A 17,943-nucleotide genomic window follows, 5' to 3' on the forward strand; every position below is an offset into this window, starting at 1 on the left:
CCGGGCCCGGCGCGGCGGTGCGCGCCGGGCCGTAAGACTTCCGTCATACGGGCGGAGGACCGGCCGGGCTCTCGGGGCTCTCCGGGCCCGGGGCGCACACGAGCAGGGTCTTCGCGATCGTGGTGCGGGATTCCAGGGCCGCGTGGGCCGCCGCCGCCTCGGCGAGCGGGTACGTGCGGCCGACGCGGACCCGCAGGTCGCCGTCCCGGACCAGGCGGAGCACGGCGCCGCCGCGGCGCAGCAGTTCCTCGCGGCCCGCGATGTGGTGCTCCAGGTTGGGGCGGGTGACGAACGCGGAGCCGGCTGTGTTCAGGCGCTGGAGGTCGAACGGGGGGACCGGGCCGCCGGACTGGCCGTAGACCGCGAGGACGCCCCTCGGGCGCAGCGCGGCGAGGCTCTCGTCGAAGGTCGGGCCGCCGATCCCGTCGTAGACCGCGGCGGCGCCCGCCCCGCCGCTGTGCCGGCGCACCGCCTCGGTGAGCGCGCCCGGCGTGTAGTCGACCACCTCGGCCGCCCCGGCGGCCCGCGCCGCCGCCGCCTTCGCCGGGGTGGAGGCGGTGCCGACGACCGTGCCGCCGCGCAGCCGGACGAGCTGGGTGAGGAGCGTGCCGACCCCGCCGGCGGCGGCGTGCACGACGACGGTGTCGCCGGGCCGTACCGGGTGGGTGTCGTGGCTGAGGTAGTGGGCGGTCATGCCCTGGAGGAGGGCCGCCGCGGCCGTCTCGGGGGCCAGCCCGGCGGGCACCGGCACCAGCCGGTCGGCGGGCAGGGCGGCGAACTCGGCGTACGCGCCGGGGAGGTTGGCCCAGGCGACCACGTCCCCGACGGCGACCTCGGTGACCCCGGGCCCGAGGGCGACGACCGTGCCGGCGCCCTCCTGGCCCGGCACGTAGGGGAGTTCGCGCGGGTAGACCCCGGACCGGAGGTAGACGTCGACGTAGTTGACCCCGGCGGCGGCGAGCCGGACCAGCGCCTGGCCCGGTCCGGGCGCCGGGCGGTCCACGTCGACGAGCCGCAGCACCTCGGGGCCGCCGGGCCCGCTCACCCGTATCGCTCTCATGGCGGGGATCGTACGCCGGGCGGGCGGCTCAGGCGGCCGTGTCATAGCCGGCCTCCTCGGCCAGGTCGCCGACGATCGGCAGGACCTGGCGGATCTCCCGCTCGTGCCGCAGCCACTTGTCCGGGTCGGGCCTGGTCTGGGTCATCACGACGGGCAGGTCGCGGCGGCCCCAGGACTCGGCGAACGGCAGGTCCACGGCGTCGGCGACGGCCTCCATCGCGGCGACCGGGTCGGACTTGACGTCCTCGTAGCGCAGCAGCACGGAGTTGCCGGTCGGGGCGAGGGCTTCGGCCGCGTCGAGCACGGCCCGGTTGTGGGCCAGCCAGTTGCGGGCGCAGACCTCGGCGAGCGGCAGCCCGGTCCAGTCCCGCCAGCCGGGCGGCAGGCTCAGGTTCCACCACTCCTTGCCCCAGGGGAAGACGTCCGAGTAGCCCTTGATGTCGAGCGGTTCGGGCACCGGGTAGGAGAAGAACATCCGCGGGTTGAGCCAGGCGTCCATGAGGGAGCCGATGCTGGTGCGCGGGTCGCGGACGACGAAGACGTACTTGGCGTCGGGGTACAGGGCCTGGAGGAAGGGGATCCGGAAGCAGGACTGGATGCTCTTCTCCACCAGCCGGATGCCGTCGGCGAGTTCGGCCCCGGTGGGGCGCGGGCCGCGCGGCGGGAAGCAGAACGGGGTGATCTCGTCGAGCTCGCCGCCGTCCCGGGTGGTGGGCGGGCCGACCGGCAGCTCGCCGGGGAAGCGCTCCTGGAGGGCCTTGAGCGGCACGTCGTAGTAGTACGGCTGGGGCCCCTGGGCGCTGATGAAGTCGAGGTAGTCGAGCTTGTCGTCGACGGACCACTCGGCGCCGGGCCGGCGCGCGGCGGCCAGCAGGTCCGCTTCCAGGCGCGCCGCCACCTCGGGGGTCGCGTCGGATGCGTCGAGGGCGTTGGACTCCCAGCCGCGGCGGCTGGGGTGCAGCTCCCCGCGCTCCCAGATCGGCTTGCCCTCGCGGCCGATGCTCCAGACGTGCTCGCTGCGTTCGACGAGGCTGCGGACCAGGCTGGTGCCGGAGCGGGGGTGGCCGACGATGAAGATGGGCTGCTTGAGCATGGCGGAACTCGCCTTCGTGAGGAGGGGAGTGAGGAGGGTGTGAGGAGACGCGTGAGGCGAGGTGTGCCGAGAGGCGTCAGGAGGATGCGAGGATGCGAGGAGGGGCGTGAGGCGGGGGCCGGTCAGGCGGGCCAGCGGGCGGACCGGACGTTCCGGTTGGCCAGCCCTGCGGCGGTGATCAGCGCCTGGACACCGGCGATCACGGCGATCGCGCCGGTGACGCCGAGGAACTGCAGGGTCACGCCGCCGACCAGGGAGCCGAGCGGGGAGCCCGCGCCGATGAGGGTGATGGTGGCGGCGATGGCACGGCCCCGCCGGTGGTCCGGGGTCTGCCGGAAGATCATGATGTCGACGAGGATCTTCAGGGCGGGCAGTCCGAGCGCCGCCAGCGTCAGCATGGCGAAGACCCAGACCGGGCCGAGCGGGAACGCCAGCAGGGCGACCGCGAGGGTGGTGAGCGTGGAGGCGGCGAGCAGCAGCCCGCCGGGGCTGAGCAGCCGGTTGAGCCGGGGCACCAGCACCGAGCCGAGGAGCATGCCGACGGCGGTGCCGGAGAGCGCCAGGCCGATCGTCCCGGCGGAGTGGTCCTGCTGACGCAGGGTCACCATCACCATGAGGATGGCGGCGGTGACGCTGAAGTAGAAGACGCAGACGAGGAGCAGGGCGGAGCGCAGCAGCCGGTCGCCGAGGAGCTCGACCAGCCCGGAGAAGGCCGTGGTGAGCGGGGCGAGGGCACTCTTGCCGCTCTTCTCGGCCTGGTCACCCCGGTCACTTGCCTCACTCCCCTCACTCCCGTCGCTCTCGTCGGGCCGTGGGCTCGCCGGTACCTTGACGGCCAGGGCGCAGAGGAAGGAGATGACGAAGCCGGCGATGGCGGCGAGGAAGGGAAAGGCGCGGGAGACGAGGTAGAGGGCGCCGCCGAGGGGCGGTCCGGCCAGTGCCGCGGCCCCGCTGCGGGCCTCGTCCTGGCTGAGCGCCGCCGTGAGCTGATGGTCCGGCACCACGGCGCGGATCAGCAGCATCCGGGCGGGCGCCCCGAAGGCCGTACCGGCGCCGAGGGCGACCGCGGCCACCATCAGCAGGCCGAAGTCCGCCCAGCCGGCCGCCAGACCGAGCACGATGAACGCGAGGGTGAGGGCGCGGACGGCCTCGGAGACGAGGAGGACGCGGCGCCGGTCCCAGCGGTCGACGAACACGCCGGCCGGAAGTCCGACGAGGAGGGCGGTGCCGATCTGGGCGAAGCCGAACAGGCCGGCCAGGGCCGGGGATCCGGTCAGCGACATGATCAGGAGCGGATAGGCGACCTCGACGGTTTCGAGGCCGAGGTTGGCCGCGGCCGCTCCGATCCACAGAATTTGGAAGCGCCGGTTTCGGCGCAGGGGTGTCGGCGTGGGGAGAGTCGCGCTATCACCCTGATGTAAGCGTTCACTCATGCGTGAACGGTAGCATGGACATGAATGATTCGCTACGAGGAAACGGAGTGGGGCACATGGCCGACGATGCCGAAGCGGTGACGGTCGTCCGCGAGGTGGACGACGTGGAGACGCTCAAGGCCCTGTCCGACCCGCTCAGGCTGGCGATCCTGCGCACGATGATGAGCGACGTGCGCGCCGGGCACCGGGTGAAGGACATCGCCCGGCTGCTCGACCAGCCGCCCACCCGGCTCTACCGGCACATCAAGGTGCTGGAGGCGGCGGGCCTGATCAAGGTGGCGCAGACCCGGATGGTCTCGGGGATCCAGGAGAGCCAGTACCAGGTCGCGCAGTTCGCGCTGCGGCTGAGCCGGGACCTGCTGGCCGCGCCGGGCAACGCGGGGGATCTGGCGGACGCCTTCGCGGCGACCCTGAACGACTTCCGCGACCGGCTCGTCCGGGACATCATCAGCGGCCGGTTCCAGCCGGAGCCCGAGGCCGCCGCCGACGAGGGGAGCGCGGGCGCGGACCCGCTGGGGCCGATGGTCGTCGCGCTCGACCGGCGCCTGACACCGGAGCGGGCCGTGGAGTTCCGCTCACGCCTGACGGAGCTGATGGAGGAGTTCAACCGCCCCGACGACGAGGAGAAGGCCGATGTGCCGGTCGAGTTCCTGCTGATGTTCTGGGCACCCAAGGACCCCGCGGACGGCTAGCGCGTGTCTCTACGATCGGTTCGTCGACCGACCGGGTGTGTCCGTCCGATGACTGATCACTGATGCGACGCGGGACCGGATCGAGCCGCTGACGCCGGCCGATCCGGTCCGTGGCCCGCGGTGTGCGGGGGTGGCGGGCGGGACGCGAGAGCCGTCCCACCCCGAAGTCAGCCGGAGCACGCCTTGACGATCACGTAGATGATGACGCCGATGATGATCAGGCCGAAGCACCCGCCGCCGTCGTCGCCGTCGACCGAACGCCGGATCCGGTCGCGTTCGTCACTGCGTCCCCGCTCGTATGCCTGACGCTTCTCCCAGTCGTCGAAGTACACGGTTTCTCCCCCCGGTCACCGTATGAACGATCTCGCTTCAGCTCAGAACCCAGCCTGGACCGGCGAGCCTTCATCGTGGGGTCGGCCCGCTGGATCGGTTTGTGGGTGTGCGCAGGGTGACTTGTCGTCCCGTGCGGCCTGTTGGAGACGGGTCGCTTCCGCGCGGTACTCGCCCGGGCTCATCCCGTACGCGGCCCTGAACGCCCTGCTGAACTCGGCCGGTACGAGAAGTCCCCAGCGGGCGGCGACGGCGGCGATCGGCCGGCCGCGCATTCGGGTGTCGGCAAGGTCGGCCCGGCAGCGTTCCAGGCGCCGGCGCCGGATCGTCGCCGAGACCGTGGCCGGTTCCTGCCGGAACAGGGCGTGGAGGGACCGGAGGGAGATGTGGTGGTGAGCGGCGATGGCCGCCGGTCGGAGCCCCGGATCGCCGAGGTGGTGCGTGATGAAGGCGTTGATCTGGGCACGGAGCACCGTGGCGCGGGTCTCCGACGGCACGAGCTCCGCTCTGTCGAGCCGGTCGGCGGCGAAGGAGGTGACCAGGTCGGCGGTGATGGTGCCCAGGCGGTGGGCTTCCGCCGGCCCGATCTCGGACGCGTGGGCGAGCAGGGTGCGCAGGTGCCGGCACAGCAAGGCACCGCTCGCCCCCTCAGGGACGAGTCGTCGCGCGAGGAGACGGTCGGCCTGCGCGGACGGCAGGGAGAGAGCGTTCCTCGGGATGCGGAGCAGAGCCACCTCGGTCATGCCGTCCGGGTCACGCACGCCGGCTTCCAGCGGGTGGGACGTGTCGAAGAGGACCATGTCGCCCCGGCCGACGAAGGCGTCGTTGCGGAGTTGGGTGGCCGCCATGGCACCGCGGCGTATCCACCCGAGCTGGTAGGTCTCGGGATCGAGACGCCGGATGTGCCGTGCCGTCCGGGCGGCTTCCAACGGAGGAAACCTGAAGTGTGCCACCTGCACCACACCGAGTTGGAGGGCCGACACCTCGGAACGGAAGTCCGCCGTGTACGGGGTCGAGAGCGTGATGGGGAAGATGTACTGCCGGATCTGATCCGAGTACCACGCGAAACGGTCCGGGGCCTGGACGGCCTCACTCGACAGGGTGACGAAGAGCCCGTTCTTTCCGCCACCGCTCTCTTGGTCCGGGCGCGGTTCGGCCGCTGCCTGAGGATTCACGTTGCCCACGTGCCCATGGTGGGGAGCGGGCGCGAAAGCCGGACAGCCCGTTTCGGGCCATGACGGCGTGAGCTTCGCGCCGATTCGCCTCCGGCTGCCGTGTCGCCGTGCTGTCCGCTCCGGTCTCACCCGCTCCAGGCCCGGAGTCCTTGGCGACCCCTTGCCGGACCCCGGCAGCGCGTCGGCCGGCGCGCTGCCGGGGCCCCCTCTCGTGGTGCCGCCCTCGCCCGGGGAGGATGGAGCCGCAGGGGGAGGGGGAGCAGGATGAGGCATGTGCCGTTTTTCCGTTGGGTGCTGACACTGGGTGTCGTGCTCTTCGCGTGCTCGGTGGGGCTCGACAGCGTCAGATCGGAGCTGCCCGAGGCGCGCCAGATCGATCTGTCGGTGGTCGACGAGAAGCCCGACGGGACGTGCAGGGTGCGGTGGGTCGACCCGTACCAGAAGAAGGTGCGAGAGGCGCCCTACCACTGCGACGCCGGGCGGGCCGACAGTCTCAAGGCGCCCCAGTACTTCGATCATCGCGGCTACGGCTGGGAGTCCGGCTTCATGATCACCGAGGGCCCGGACCGGGGGAACCTGGAGGACCTCACCGCCGAGCCGGACCTCGGGGCCTCGGGCGTCCTCCTGCTGCTGGGGGTGCCGCTCATCGGCGTGGGGCTGATCGGCGGGAACCTCCGCGCCCTGCCGCGTGTCATGGGGGTGCGGGCGGGGCTCGTCCGCCGCGCGACCCGGCTGTCCGAGGCGGCCGCCTGGGCGGCCGAGGACTACGAACGGGCCCTGGCGGCGGTACGGGAGGCGGAGCACCGCGCGCTCCCGTCGCGGGCTTCCGGCGGTACCCCGGACCCCCGCCTCGTCACGGCCCTGTGGGCCCTGCGGGAGGCGGGCCCGCAGGCGCGCGAGACGGCGGCCCTCGCCCGGGCGCTCGCCGACCGGACGCACGCGCTCCTGCACTACGCGGCCCCCGCCGCCGGCCTGCGGACGATGCTGCGGGCGGGCCCGTCGGCGCGCCTGAACGCCGAGGGCGCGCTCAACGACCTGCGCTGGCTGCTGGCCGACGCCGAGCGGAATGGCCTCCCCGAGCGCTTCGCCCAGACCTCGGTCGACCTCCTCCGCGGCCAGGAGTCCGACCAGGCCACCCTCGCGGCCCAGGCCGACTACACCCGGAACCCCGACGCCTACCACGCCCTGCTGGCCCAGCTGACCGGCCCCGAACCGGAGAGCCGACCTCGGGCGACGCCTGCGCGCCGGGCGCCGCAACGGTACGGACGGCGGTGACCGCGCCCGGACGCCCCCGGGTCCCGGCCGGTGAGGCCGGGGACCGGGGGCGTCCGGTGGGTGGGGCGGAGGGTTGGGTCACTTGGCCGCGATGAAGAGGCGGCCGCCCGGGAAGCGGTGCGGGATGCACTCGGCCTTTTCGAAGCCGGCCTGGCGGAAGCGGGACAGCCAGTCCTCCTCCGGGGGGAGGGTCACGTTCATGAAGCCGGCGTGCAGGTAGGTGAAGAGGGCGCTGAAGCGGCGCTCCCGCTCCGCCGACGCGTACGGGACCGCGTCGGTGATCGCCATGATGCCGCCCGGCCGCAGCGCCTCCCGGCAGCGGCGCAGCACGCGGTCGAAGACGTCGCCGTCCAGGACGATGTCGTGGAAGACGAAACCGGCGTGGATGACGTCGGCGCCCTCCACCGGACCCGGGTCGTCCGCGATCGACTGGATCGGCCGCTCCACCACCGTCAGTCGCTCGCCGACCCCCGCGTCGCCGGCCGCGCGGGCCGCCTCCGCGCAGGCGCCCGCGCTCATGTCCAGGGCCACGCCGGTGCTCTCCGGCAGCCGGCCCAGCAGGTCGATCAGCAGGCCCGCGGCGCCCGCGCCGAGGTCCACGATCCGCTTCGGCCGCGCGGCCAGGATCGCCTCGGTGGCGGCCGGGTAGAAGCCCTGGCTGCCGATCCACCGCGAACTGACCGCGACCTCACGCCCGTTGCGCTGGTGCCGGGCGGCGGCGCCGGCCGGGTCGCGCAGGAACTCCGCCGGGTTCTGCACGTACGGCTGGTTGGCCCGCAGCGACCAGGTGAGGTACCCGGCGTCGTGGATCCGGTCAGCGAAGTCGTCCGCGATCCGGAACTCCTTCACCCCCGTCGGCACCAGCAGCGCCGCCGCGACCAGCGTGGCCAGGAAGCCGTCCATGCCCTCCTCGGGCACGTCGGCGGCCATCGCCAGCTCCGCCGCGCCGACCGGCTCGCCGCGCTCCAGCAGCGGGACGATGCCCAGCCGGTCGGCCATCTCCAGCAGCGTGGCCGTGGCGGCGAGATCGGCGGCGGTCTCCGAGGGGCTCATGCGTGACATCGTGCTCTCCCATTCCCATACGAGGATCGACTCGGGTTCTGAGGTCATCGGGGGTCCGGCTGGTGGCCGGAGGACTCGGGCGGCCCGGCGGGGCCGGTGCGGCGCCGCAGCTTCGGGCGGCCGCGGCCCGCGGACCGGCCCAGGCGCTCGGCGAGGGCCGCGACCGTCGGGGACTCGAACAGCGCGGCGACGCTGAGGCTCGCGTCGTAGCGCGTCCGCACCCGGTTCAGCAGCCGGGTCGCGAGCAGCGAGTGGCCCCCGAGGTCGAAGAAGTTGTCGTGGACGCCGACCCGCTCGGCCTTCAGGACCTCCGCGAACATCGCGCACAGGGCCTCCTCCCGCTCGTCGCGGGGCGCCGTGTAGACGGGCCCGGCCGCCCGCGGGTCCGGCGCGGGGAGCGCCCTGCGGTCGACCTTGCCGTTGGCGGTCAGCGGCAGCCGGTCCAGCGTCACGAAGACGCTCGGCACCATGTGCTCCGGCAGCAGCGCGGCGACGTGCTCGCGCACCGAGGCCACGTCCGCCCCGGCCGGCACCAGATAGCCGATCAGCCGCTCGCCGTCCCCGGTCACCGTCGCGTGCGCCACGTCCGGGTGCCCGGTCAGCGCCGCCTCGACCTCGGCGGGTTCGATCCGGAAGCCGCGCACCTTCAGCTGCGCGTCCGCCCGGCCCTCGAACTCCAGCACCCCGTCCGCCCGGCGGCGGGCCAGGTCGCCGGTGCGGTACATGCGCCCGCCGGGCGGCCCGTACGGATCGGCCACGAAGCGGCCCGCCGTCACCTCGGGCTGGCGCGCGTACCCCCGGGCGAGCCCGGTCCCGGTCACGTACACCTCGCCCGGCACCCCCGGGGGCACCGGCCGGAGCCGCTCGTCGAGCAGATAGACGCCGGTGTGGTCCATCGGCCTGCCGATCGGCACCGTGCGGGCCGGGGCCCCGTCGAGCGGGTGCCAGGTGGAGATGATCGTGGTCTCGGTGGTGCCCCAGGCCGCCGCGACGGCGGTGTCCGGCGCCCCGGCCAGCAGCTCCGCGACCGTCGCGGGCGACACCACGTCCCCGGCGACCCACACCAGGTCCATCGCCGCCATCGCCGCCGGAGCCTCGGCCACCATCAGGTTGAACAGCGCCGAGGTGAAGACCGCCGTGGTGGCCCCGCCCCCGGTCACCGTGCGGGCCAGCACCTCGGTGTCCAGCTCGCCCTCCGGCGCGATCACCACCCGTCCGCCGGTCAGCAGCGGCAGCCAGATCTCGTACGTGGACGGGTCGAAGGAGACCGGCGAGTGCATCAGGGCGTCGGCGGGCCGCAGCCCCGCCCAGGCGCGGTCGGCCACGAACTCGGCGACGGCGCGGTGCGAGACGCTCACCGCCTTCGGCGTGCCCGTCGAACCGCTGGTGAACATCGTGTACGCCGTCAGTTCCGGGTGGCCCGTGACGGACGGGCCGTGCTCGGCGGTGCCGGGGGACGGGCGGACGACCGTGACTCCCGTCAGGTCCGTCCGGTCCTCCGCCACCAGCAGCCGCGCGCCCATGTGGTCGACCATGTGCTGCCGCCGGGCGAGCGGCGCGGAGCTTGGCAGCGGCAGGTAGCCGCCGCCCGCCTTGATCACGGCCAGCACGGTGACCAGGTAGTCGATCCCGCGCGGCAGGCGCACCGCCACCGGGTCGTCGGGCCGGCAGCCCGCCGCGACCAGCGCGTGCGCCAGGTGGTTGGCCCGCCGGTCCAGCTCCCCGTACGTGATCGAGCGGTCGCCCTCGACCGCCGCCACCGCGTCCGGCCGGGCCGCGGCCCGCCGGGCGAACAGCGTCGCCAGGTCCTCGCCGACGACCGGCCGCCCGGTCTCGCGCGGCGCGGCCAGCGCGCTCCGCCGCTCCTCGTCGGAGAGCAGCTCGAACCGCCCGATCGGCGCGTCCGGGTCCGCGACCGCAGCCGCCAGCACCCGTAGCAGCCGGTCCGTCAGGGACGCCACCGTCTCCCGGTCGAACATGTCGGTGCGGTAGCGCACCTCGCCCGTGATGCCCTCGGGCTCCCGCCCCGCCCCGAGCCGCTCGGCGAAGCTCAGGCTCAGGTCGAAGTCCACCGGGCCGACCTTGAGCGAGGCCAGCTCGCCCTCCGTCGGCGCCGCCGACACCTCCGTACCGGACAGCGCGAAGGCGGACTCCGCGTTGTTCTGGAGCACCAGCATCGTCTGGAACAGCGGGTGCCGGCTCAGGCTGCGGGCCGGGTTCAGCGCCGACACCAGCCGGTCGAACGGCAGCTCCTGATGGGCGTACGCGGACAGGTCCAGCTCCCGGACCCGGCCCAGCAGTTCGCGGAAGCTCGGATCGCCGGAGGTGTCGGTGCGCAGCACCAGGCTGTTGACGAAGCAGCCGACGAGCTGGTCGAGACCGTCGTCGCTGCGCCCCGCGACCGCCGTGCCCAGCGGGATGTCGGTGCCCGCGCCGAGCCGGGTGTACAGCGCGGCGAGGGCGGCGTGCAGCACCATGAACAGCGTGGTGTGGGTGGACCGGGCCAGGTCGAGCAGGCCCGCGTGGAGCGGCGCGGGCAGGGCGACCGGGAGCAGCGCGCCGCGCAGGTCCGAGGAGTCCGGCCGGGGCCGGTCGTAGGGCAGCGCCAGCTCCTGCGGGAGCCCGGCGAGCCGCTCCCGCCAGTGCGCGGTGAGCCGGTCGCCGTCCGGGCCCGCGAGCAGCGCCCGCTGCCACAGCGTGTAGTCGGCGTACTGCACCGGCAGCGCGCGGGCGGCCGGGGCCCCGCCGGCCAGGCGCGCCGCGTAGGCGGCGGCCAGGTCCTGGGCGAGCGGGAGCTGCGACCAGCCGTCGCCGGCGATGTGGTGCATCAGCAGGAGCAGCGTGTGCCGCTCCGGGCCGGTGCTGAACAGGTGCAGCCGCAGCGGGAGTTCGGCGGTGAGGTCGAAGCGGTGCGCGGCGGCGGCCGTCAGCTCCCGGTCCAGCTCCTCGGGCGCCACCTCCGTCACCCGCAGCACCTCGTCCGGGTCGGCCCGCTCCAGGACCTCCTGGCGCGGCACCCCGTCCGTCTCGGGGAAGCGGGTGCGCAGCGTCTCGTGCCGCGCCAGCAGGTCGCCGACGGCGGCGCGCAGCGCGCCGGTGTCCACGGGCCCGTCCACCCGCAGCGGGAGCGGCCAGCCAAGACCGTTCCACCGGGAGAGGAACCAGAGGCGTTCCTGGGCGTACGACAGCGGGAGCGGCTCCGGGCGGGCGGCCGGGACCAGGGCCGGGCGGGCGCGGCCCGCCGGGTCGGCGGTGCCGCCGGTGCCGCCGGAGCCGATCCGCGCGGCGAGCGCCGCCGCCGTCGGGGCCTCGAACAGGTCGGCCACACCCAGGTCCGCGCCGAGATGGGTGCGGATCCGGTTGACCAGCCGGGTGGCGAGCAGCGAGTGCCCGCCCAGGTCGAAGAAGTTGTCGTGGGCGCCGACCCGGCTCCGGCCGAGCAGTTCGCCCATCAGCCCGGCCACGATCTCCTCGGTCGGGGTGCGCGGCGCCGTGTAGCCGGCCCCGGCGGTGAACTCCGGCTCGGGCAGCGCCCGGCGGTCCACCTTGCCGTTGCCGGTCAGCGGCAGCCGGTCCAGGAGGACGAAGGCGCTGGGCACCAGGTAGTCGGGGAGCGCCCCGGCCAGGTGGTCGCGGACGGCGGCGAGGTCCGGCGCGGCGCCGTCGGGCACCAGATAGGCGACCAGGCGGCGTTCACCGGCGGGGTCCTCGTGGGCGGTGACGAACGCCTGCGCGATCTCCGGCAGCGCGGTGAGCGCCGCCTCGGCCTCGGCGGGCTCGACGCGGAAGCCCCGGATCTTCACCTGGGCGTCGGCCCGTCCGACGAAGTCCAGCGTCCGGCCGGCCCGCCGCCACCGGGCGATGTCGCCGGTGCGGTACATCCGGGCGCCGGGCGGGCCCCACGGGTCGGCGGTGAAGCGCTCGGCGGTCAGCCCGGGCTGTCCGGCGTAGCCCCGGGACACCCCGGTGCCCGCGATGTACAGCTCGCCCGGCACCCCGGTCGGCACCGGCCGGAGCCGCGCGTCCAGCACGTACAGGCGGGTGTCGTCCATCGGGCCGCCGATCGGCACCCGGGCGGGCACCGGCTCCGCGCCGGACATCGAGAAGCGGGTCGAGCAGGTGGTGGTCTCGGTCGGCCCGTACAGGGCGCGGACCGTCAGCTCCGGGTGGCGCTCCAGCAGCCGGGCGACGGCGGCGGGCGGCACGACGTCGCCGCCGGTCAGCACCTCCCGGACGCCCGCGAAGCACTCCGGGTCCTCGGCGAGCGCCCCGAACAGGCCCGAGGTCAGCCAGATCCGGTCCACGCCGGAGCCGGTGACCGCCGCGGCGAGCCCGGCCGCGTCGAGGATCCCCTCGGGCGCCACGACGACCGTGCCGCCGGTCAGCAGCGGGGTCCAGATCTCGTGCACCGAGGCGTCGAAGCCGGTCGCCGAGTGCATCAGCACCGTGGCCCCGGCCCGCCAGAGGCCGTCGCGGACGAATCCGGCGGCGTTGCGGTGGGTCAGCACGACGGCCTTCGGGACGCCGGTCGAGCCGCTGGTGAACATCACGTACGCGGCCTGGTCGGGGTGGGGGTGGGGGAGCGGCGGGTGGTCGGCGGTGCCGTCGCCGGGGGGCAGCACGGTCAGGCCGGTCAGGCCGTCGAGTCCGTCCGTCCCGGTGAGCCCGGCCGCACCGGTCAGCCCGGTCAGCCCCGCCGCACCGGCCGACTTGTCCGTCCCGGTCGGCCCGGCCGCACCGGTCAGCCCGTCCGTCCCGTCCGTCCCGTCCGTCCCGTCCGTCCTGTCAGTCCCGTCCGCACCGGTCAGCCCGGTCAGCCCGGCCGTCCCGGCCGTCCCGGTCACCGAGTCCGCCCCGGTCCCGCGGTCGGTGACCAGCAGTTCGGCACCGGCCCGCTCCGCCATCTCGCGCAGCCGGGCCGCCGGTACGCCCGAGGGCAGCGGCAGGTACGAGGAGCCCGCCTTGAGCACCGCGAGCATCGACACGACCAGCTCGGCCGAACGTTCCTGCAGCAGGGCCACCGGCCGGTCCGGGGCCGCGCCGGCCTCGACCAGCCGGTGCGCCAGGTGGTTGGCCCGCCGGTCGAGCTCGGCGTACGTGAGGACCGTCGGGCCCGCGATCGCCACCGCGTCGGGGTGTTCCGCCGCCCGCGCCGCGAACAGCCCCGGCAGCGAGGCCCCGGGCAGCTCCCGCGCGGTGTCGCGCCGGCCGTGCAGCAGCGCCTCGCGCTCGGCGGCGCCGAGGACGTCGAGCCCGCCGAGCCGCCGGTCGGGGTCGGCGGCCACGGCCGCCAGGACCCGCACGAACCGGTCGGCCAGCGCCTGGACGGTCTCCGGGTCGAACAGCCCGGTGCGGTAGACGATCTCGCCCACGATGCCGTCGGCGGCGCCGTCCCCCGCGTACCCCTCGGTCAGGTTCACGAACAGGTCGAGCTGGGCGGCGGACGGCGTCGAGCGGACCACCTCCACGTCCAGACCGGCGAGGCCGAAACCGGCGTCCTCGTTGTTCTGGAGCACCAGCATGGTCTGGAACAGCGGGTGGCGGCTCAGCGAGCGGCCCGGGTTCAGCGCCTCCACCAGCCGGTCGAAGGGCAGCTCCTGGTGGCTCAGCGCGGCCACGTCGGAGGTCCTGGCGCGCTCCAGGAGCTCGCGGAACGTCGGGTCGCCCGAGGTGTCGGCGCGCAGCACCACGTTGTTGACGAAGAAGCCGACCAGCTCCTCCAGCTGGTCGTCGCCGCGCCCGGCGACCACCGTGCCGATCGGGATGTCGGTGCCCGCGCCGAGCCGCGTGTACAGCGCCGCGAGCGCCGCGTGCAGCACCATGAACAGCGTGGTCCGGCTCCGCTGCGCCAGGTCGAGCAGCGCGGTGTGCAGCTCCGCCGGGATCCGCAGCGGCAGCAGCTCGCCCGCGTGGTCGGCACCGGCGGGCCGGGGCCGGTCGTACGGCAGCGCCAGCTCCTCCGGCAGCCCCGCCAGGTAGTCCCGCCAGAACCCGGTCAACTGCTCCTGGTACGCGCCGGTCAGCAGCTCCCGCTGCCACAGCGCGTAGTCCGCGTACTGCACCGGCAGCGGCGCCCGCTCCGGCGCGCCCCCCTCCCGGCGGGCCGCGTACGCGGCGGCCAGGTCCTGCGCCAGGGGCCGCATCGACCAGCCGTCGCCCGCGATGTGGTGCAGCACCAGCACGAGGACGTGCCGTTCCGGCGCGGTCCGCAGCAGCCGCACCCGTACGGGCGCCTCGGCCGTGATGTCGAAGGGCTCCCGGCACGCGGTCCGCACGGCCTCGTCCAGCTCCGCCTCGGCCACGTCGAGGACCCGCACCGGGCCGTCCGGGCCGCGGTCCTGGCCGCCGTTCGGGCCGTCGACCGGGCCGTCGACCGGGCCGCCGTCGGGGCCGATGTCCGGGCCGCCGTCCGGCGCCGCGGGCAGCACCCGCTGGAACGGGCTGCCGTCCCGCTCGTCGAAGACCGTGCGCAGCGTCTCGTGCCGGGCCGTCAGGTCCCGGACCGCGCCGTTCAGCGCCGCCAGGTCCACCGGGCCGGCCAGCCGCAGCACCACCGGCAGGTTGTACGTCCAGCCCAGCGGGTCCATCCGGTTGACGAACCACAGGCGCTGCTGCGCCCAGGACAGCGGCAGCCGCTCCGGCCGTTCGCCCGCCACCAGCGGCGGCGCCTCCAGCTCGCCGGTCGCCGCGATGGTGGCGGCGAGCCCGGCCATGGTCGGCGTCGCGAACAGCGCGTCGAGCCCGACCCGTACGCCGAAGGCGCCCCGGACCCGGTTGAGCAGCCGGGCGGCGAGCAGCGAGTGCCCGCCCAGCTCGAAGAAGTCGTCGTCGATGCCGACCCAGGCCCGGTCGAGGAGCTCGGCGGCCAGCTCGCACAGCAGCTTCTCCCGCGCGTCCCGGGGCGCCCGCCCCGACACCTCGCCGCGGAAGTCCGGCTCGGGCAGCGCCCGCCGGTCCAGCTTGCCGCTCGCGGTCAGCGGCAGCGCGTCGAGCACCACGAACGCGGCGGGCACCAGATAGGAGGGCAGCTCCCCCCTGGCCAGGTCGCGCAGCGCGGCGACGAGCAGCCCGCGCCGCCGGGTGGCGATCGGGTCGTTGGTGAAGGCGGCGGCGCCCCCCGGCCGGTACGTCCCGGCCAGCGCCCGGGGGTTGTCGGCCGCCGGGAACACCACGTCCACCAGGTCGGGGCCCGCGGCGGACCAGGTGACCACGGCGGTGCGGCCGTGCGCCCCGGCGAGGGCGTGCCAGTCCTCCGGGTCGGTCCGGTCCGCGGGCCCGTCGAGCGCCGCGCGGGCCGCCGCCACCGGCTCGCCCGCCCGGACCGCCCGCGCGGCGGCGACCTCGCCGGCGACCCGCGCGTTGCGCACCCCGGTCAGCCGCAGCGCCGTCCCGTCGGCCAGCCGCGCGGCCAGCTCCTCCGGGTCCCGCACGTCGGGGCCCCAGCGCAGCTCCGGGACACCGGCCAGGTCCTGCGCGGGGGTGCCGGGGCCGTGCAGCACCACGTCGTAGCGGTGCTTGGTCAGCTCGTTGTGGTCCGCGCCCCGCTTGAGCCGTACGTCCACGGCGCCCGCGCCGACGGAGTGGAACAGGCCCGGGTCGATCAGCAGCTCCTTCTCCAGGAGCACCGCCTGCTCGACCTCGCGGCGCAGCGCCTCCGGCTCCGGGTCGTGGCCGAGCTGCCCGAGCCGGACGCCGGTCCACATGGCGTCCACGAGCGGCAGGCAGCGCACGTCGCCGACGAGCAGCCGGCCGCCCGGCGCGAGCAGGCCGAGCAGCTTGACCAGGACGTCCCGCAGATAGCGCTCGTCGGGGAAGTACTGCACCACGGAGTTGATCAGGATGGTGTCGAAGCGGCCCCGCGGCAGCCCCTCGGTGTCGTCGGCGGGCTGGACCCGCAGGGTGACCTTCGCGGCCTCCGGCTCCCCGGCCAGCCGGTCGCGCAGGCCCTCGACGGCGGACGCCGAGTAGTCGGTGCCCCAGTACTCGTCGACCTCGCCGACCAGCCGGGTCAGGATCAGGCCCGAGCCGACGCCGACCTCCAGGACCCGCCGGGGCGCGAAGTCCCGCACCCGGCCGACGAACGCCTCCCGCCAGCGGCCCATCTCCTCGACCGGGATGCCCTCGCCGGTGTACGTGGAGTTCCAGCCGGAGAAGTCGGAGCCGAAGGCCGAGCGGTCGGACTCGTCGTAGAAGGTCTCGTAGATCTGCTGCCACTCGTCGACGTGCCTCCCGGCGTTGCCGTCGTCGTCGCTCTCCCGGACCGGCGCGGCCACCACGTAGGCCGCGAGGCGCTTCTCGCCCCGCTGGTCCTCGTGCACCAGCACCCGGGCCTGCTCCACCGCCGGGTGCCCGGTCAGCACCGCCTCGATCTCGCCCGGCTCGATCCGCAGGCCCCGGATCTTCACCTGGTCGTCGGCCCGCCCGCAGTAGGCGAGCTGTCCGTCCGGCAGCAGCCGCACCAGGTCGCCGGTGCGGTACATCCGGCTCCCCGGCTCCCCGAAGGGGTCGGCGAGGAAGCGCTCGGCGGTCAGCGCGGCCCGGTTCACATAGCCGCGGGTCACCCCGCCGCCCCCGCTGTACAGTTCGCCGATCTCGCCGGGCGGTGTCGGGCGCAGCGCCGCGTCCAGGACGTACAGGCGGGTGTCCCCGGAGCGGGAGCCGATCGGCGGCGCGTCGGGGCCGGGCACGAGCGGCGCGGACAGGGTGATCGCGATCGTGGTCTCGGTGGGGCCGTAGCCGTTCACCATCCGGCGGCCCGGCGCCCACAGCTCCACCAGGCGCGCGGGGCACGCCTCGCCGCCGACCATCAGGGCCCGCAGCGCGGGCAGCGCGGCGGGCGGCACGGTCGCCAGCACCGACGGGGCGACGAAGGCGTGGGTGATCCCGTTGTCCGCGAGGAACGCGGCCAGCTCCTCGCCGGCCGGCGGGTCCGGCGGGGCGACGACCAGCGTGCCGCCCGGCGCGAACGCCAGCAGCACCTCGATGATCATGGCGTCGAAGCTGGGCGAGGCGAGCTGGGACACCACCGCGTCCGGGCCCGATGCCATCCGCTCCACCAGATCGGCGGCGAACGCGGGCAGCCCCCGGTGCGGCACGGCGACGCCCTTGGGGCGGCCCGTCGAACCGGAGGTGTAGATGACGTACGCGAGGGAGAGCGGGCGGTGCGCGGGGGAGGGTGCGCTCGCGGGCTCCTCCGCCGGGCCGGACCCGCCCGCCTCCGCCTCCGCCAGCAGCTCCGGCAGGGACCACTGGGCCGTGCCGGGCGTGTCCGGCAGGCCGTACCGCTCCGCCCCCGAGGTCAGCAGGGCGCGCGGGGCGCTGTCCGCGCACATGAACGCGATCCGCTCGGCCGGGTGGTGCACGTCCACCGGCAGGAACGCGGCGCCCGCCTTCCCGACCGCCAGCATCGCGACGATCAGCTCGGCCGAGCGCGGCAGCGCCAGCGCCACCAGGTCCTCGGCGCCGACACCTCGGGCGCGCAGCACCCGGGCCAGGCGCCCGGCCCGGGCGTCCAGTTCGGCGTAGCTCAGCTCGACCGGGCCGCAGCGCAGCGCGGGCGCGTCACCGCGGCTCGCCGCGTGCCCGGCCACCAGGCCGTGCAGGGACTCGTTCGGGTCGATAGCGGCCGACGGCAAGCGCTCCGGCGAAAACGGCATCGCGGGTCTCCATGGTCGTTGTGTGCCGGTGGGTCCCATGCGGGCTGGCTCATGATGGGCGGACCCCGAAGAGGGCGACAACCCCTATCCGCACGCCCCGGAACCCCTGGCCGCAGTCCCTTTCGACACGCGTGACCTCGTCTTCCGCGCGCGCCGCCCTATCGTGC

At 75.1% G+C, this 17,943-nt stretch carries 9 protein-coding genes; 2 read left to right on the forward strand and 7 right to left on the reverse strand.

Translation table 11 applies throughout. The annotated features are described in order from the left end of the window. Window positions 1-43 precede the first annotated feature (43 nt). From AB0C99_RS10540 to AB0C99_RS10550, 3 genes are all read right to left on the reverse strand, one after another. Window positions 44-1,060, reverse strand: a complete 1,017-nt coding sequence (locus AB0C99_RS10540) for a quinone oxidoreductase (protein WP_362472388.1) — start codon at window positions 1,058-1,060, stop codon at window positions 44-46. A 28-nt stretch (window positions 1,061-1,088) separates the two neighbouring features. Further along, window positions 1,089-2,153: a sulfotransferase gene (locus AB0C99_RS10545; RefSeq protein ID WP_362472391.1), complete on the reverse strand. Its 1,065-nt coding sequence runs from the start codon at window positions 2,151-2,153 to the stop codon at window positions 1,089-1,091. A 122-nt stretch (window positions 2,154-2,275) separates the two neighbouring features. Beyond that, entirely contained in the window at window positions 2,276-3,586 is a 1,311-nt protein-coding gene (locus AB0C99_RS10550; RefSeq protein WP_362472393.1) for an MFS transporter, read from the reverse strand. Between the two features lie 56 nt (window positions 3,587-3,642). On the opposite strand from AB0C99_RS10550, the gene AB0C99_RS10555 reads away from it, so the two are divergent. Continuing rightward, a complete protein-coding gene (locus AB0C99_RS10555; RefSeq protein WP_362472395.1) occupies window positions 3,643-4,278 on the forward strand; it encodes a helix-turn-helix domain-containing protein in 636 nt (211 codons plus the stop codon). Between the two features lie 167 nt (window positions 4,279-4,445). On the opposite strand, the gene AB0C99_RS10560 is transcribed toward AB0C99_RS10555, so the two are convergent. Continuing rightward, window positions 4,446-4,610 carry a hypothetical protein gene (locus AB0C99_RS10560; RefSeq protein WP_362472398.1) on the reverse strand — a complete coding sequence of 55 codons (165 nt, stop codon included), beginning with the start codon at window positions 4,608-4,610 and terminating at the stop codon, window positions 4,446-4,448. 42 nt (window positions 4,611-4,652) lie between these two features. Beyond that, window positions 4,653-5,792, reverse strand: a complete 1,140-nt coding sequence (locus AB0C99_RS10565) for a helix-turn-helix domain-containing protein (protein WP_362472401.1) — start codon at window positions 5,790-5,792, stop codon at window positions 4,653-4,655. 255 nt (window positions 5,793-6,047) lie between these two features. Between AB0C99_RS10565 and AB0C99_RS10570 the strand changes: the two genes are divergently transcribed. Further along, window positions 6,048-7,058 carry a hypothetical protein gene (locus AB0C99_RS10570; protein WP_362472403.1) on the forward strand — a complete coding sequence of 337 codons (1,011 nt, stop codon included), beginning with the start codon at window positions 6,048-6,050 and terminating at the stop codon, window positions 7,056-7,058. Between the two features lie 78 nt (window positions 7,059-7,136). On the opposite strand, the gene AB0C99_RS10575 is transcribed toward AB0C99_RS10570, so the two are convergent. Together AB0C99_RS10575 and AB0C99_RS10580 are read right to left on the reverse strand one after the other, a co-directional pair. After that, entirely contained in the window at window positions 7,137-8,111 is a 975-nt protein-coding gene (locus AB0C99_RS10575; protein WP_362472406.1) for a class I SAM-dependent methyltransferase, read from the reverse strand. A 53-nt stretch (window positions 8,112-8,164) separates the two neighbouring features. Next, entirely contained in the window at window positions 8,165-17,776 is a 9,612-nt protein-coding gene (locus AB0C99_RS10580; protein WP_362472409.1) for an amino acid adenylation domain-containing protein, read from the reverse strand. Window positions 17,777-17,943: the final 167 nt, after the last annotated feature.

It is taken from the genome of Streptomyces sp. NPDC048659, from assembly GCF_040650575.1.
In the GTDB taxonomy this organism is placed as follows: domain Bacteria; phylum Actinomycetota; class Actinomycetes; order Streptomycetales; family Streptomycetaceae; genus Streptomyces.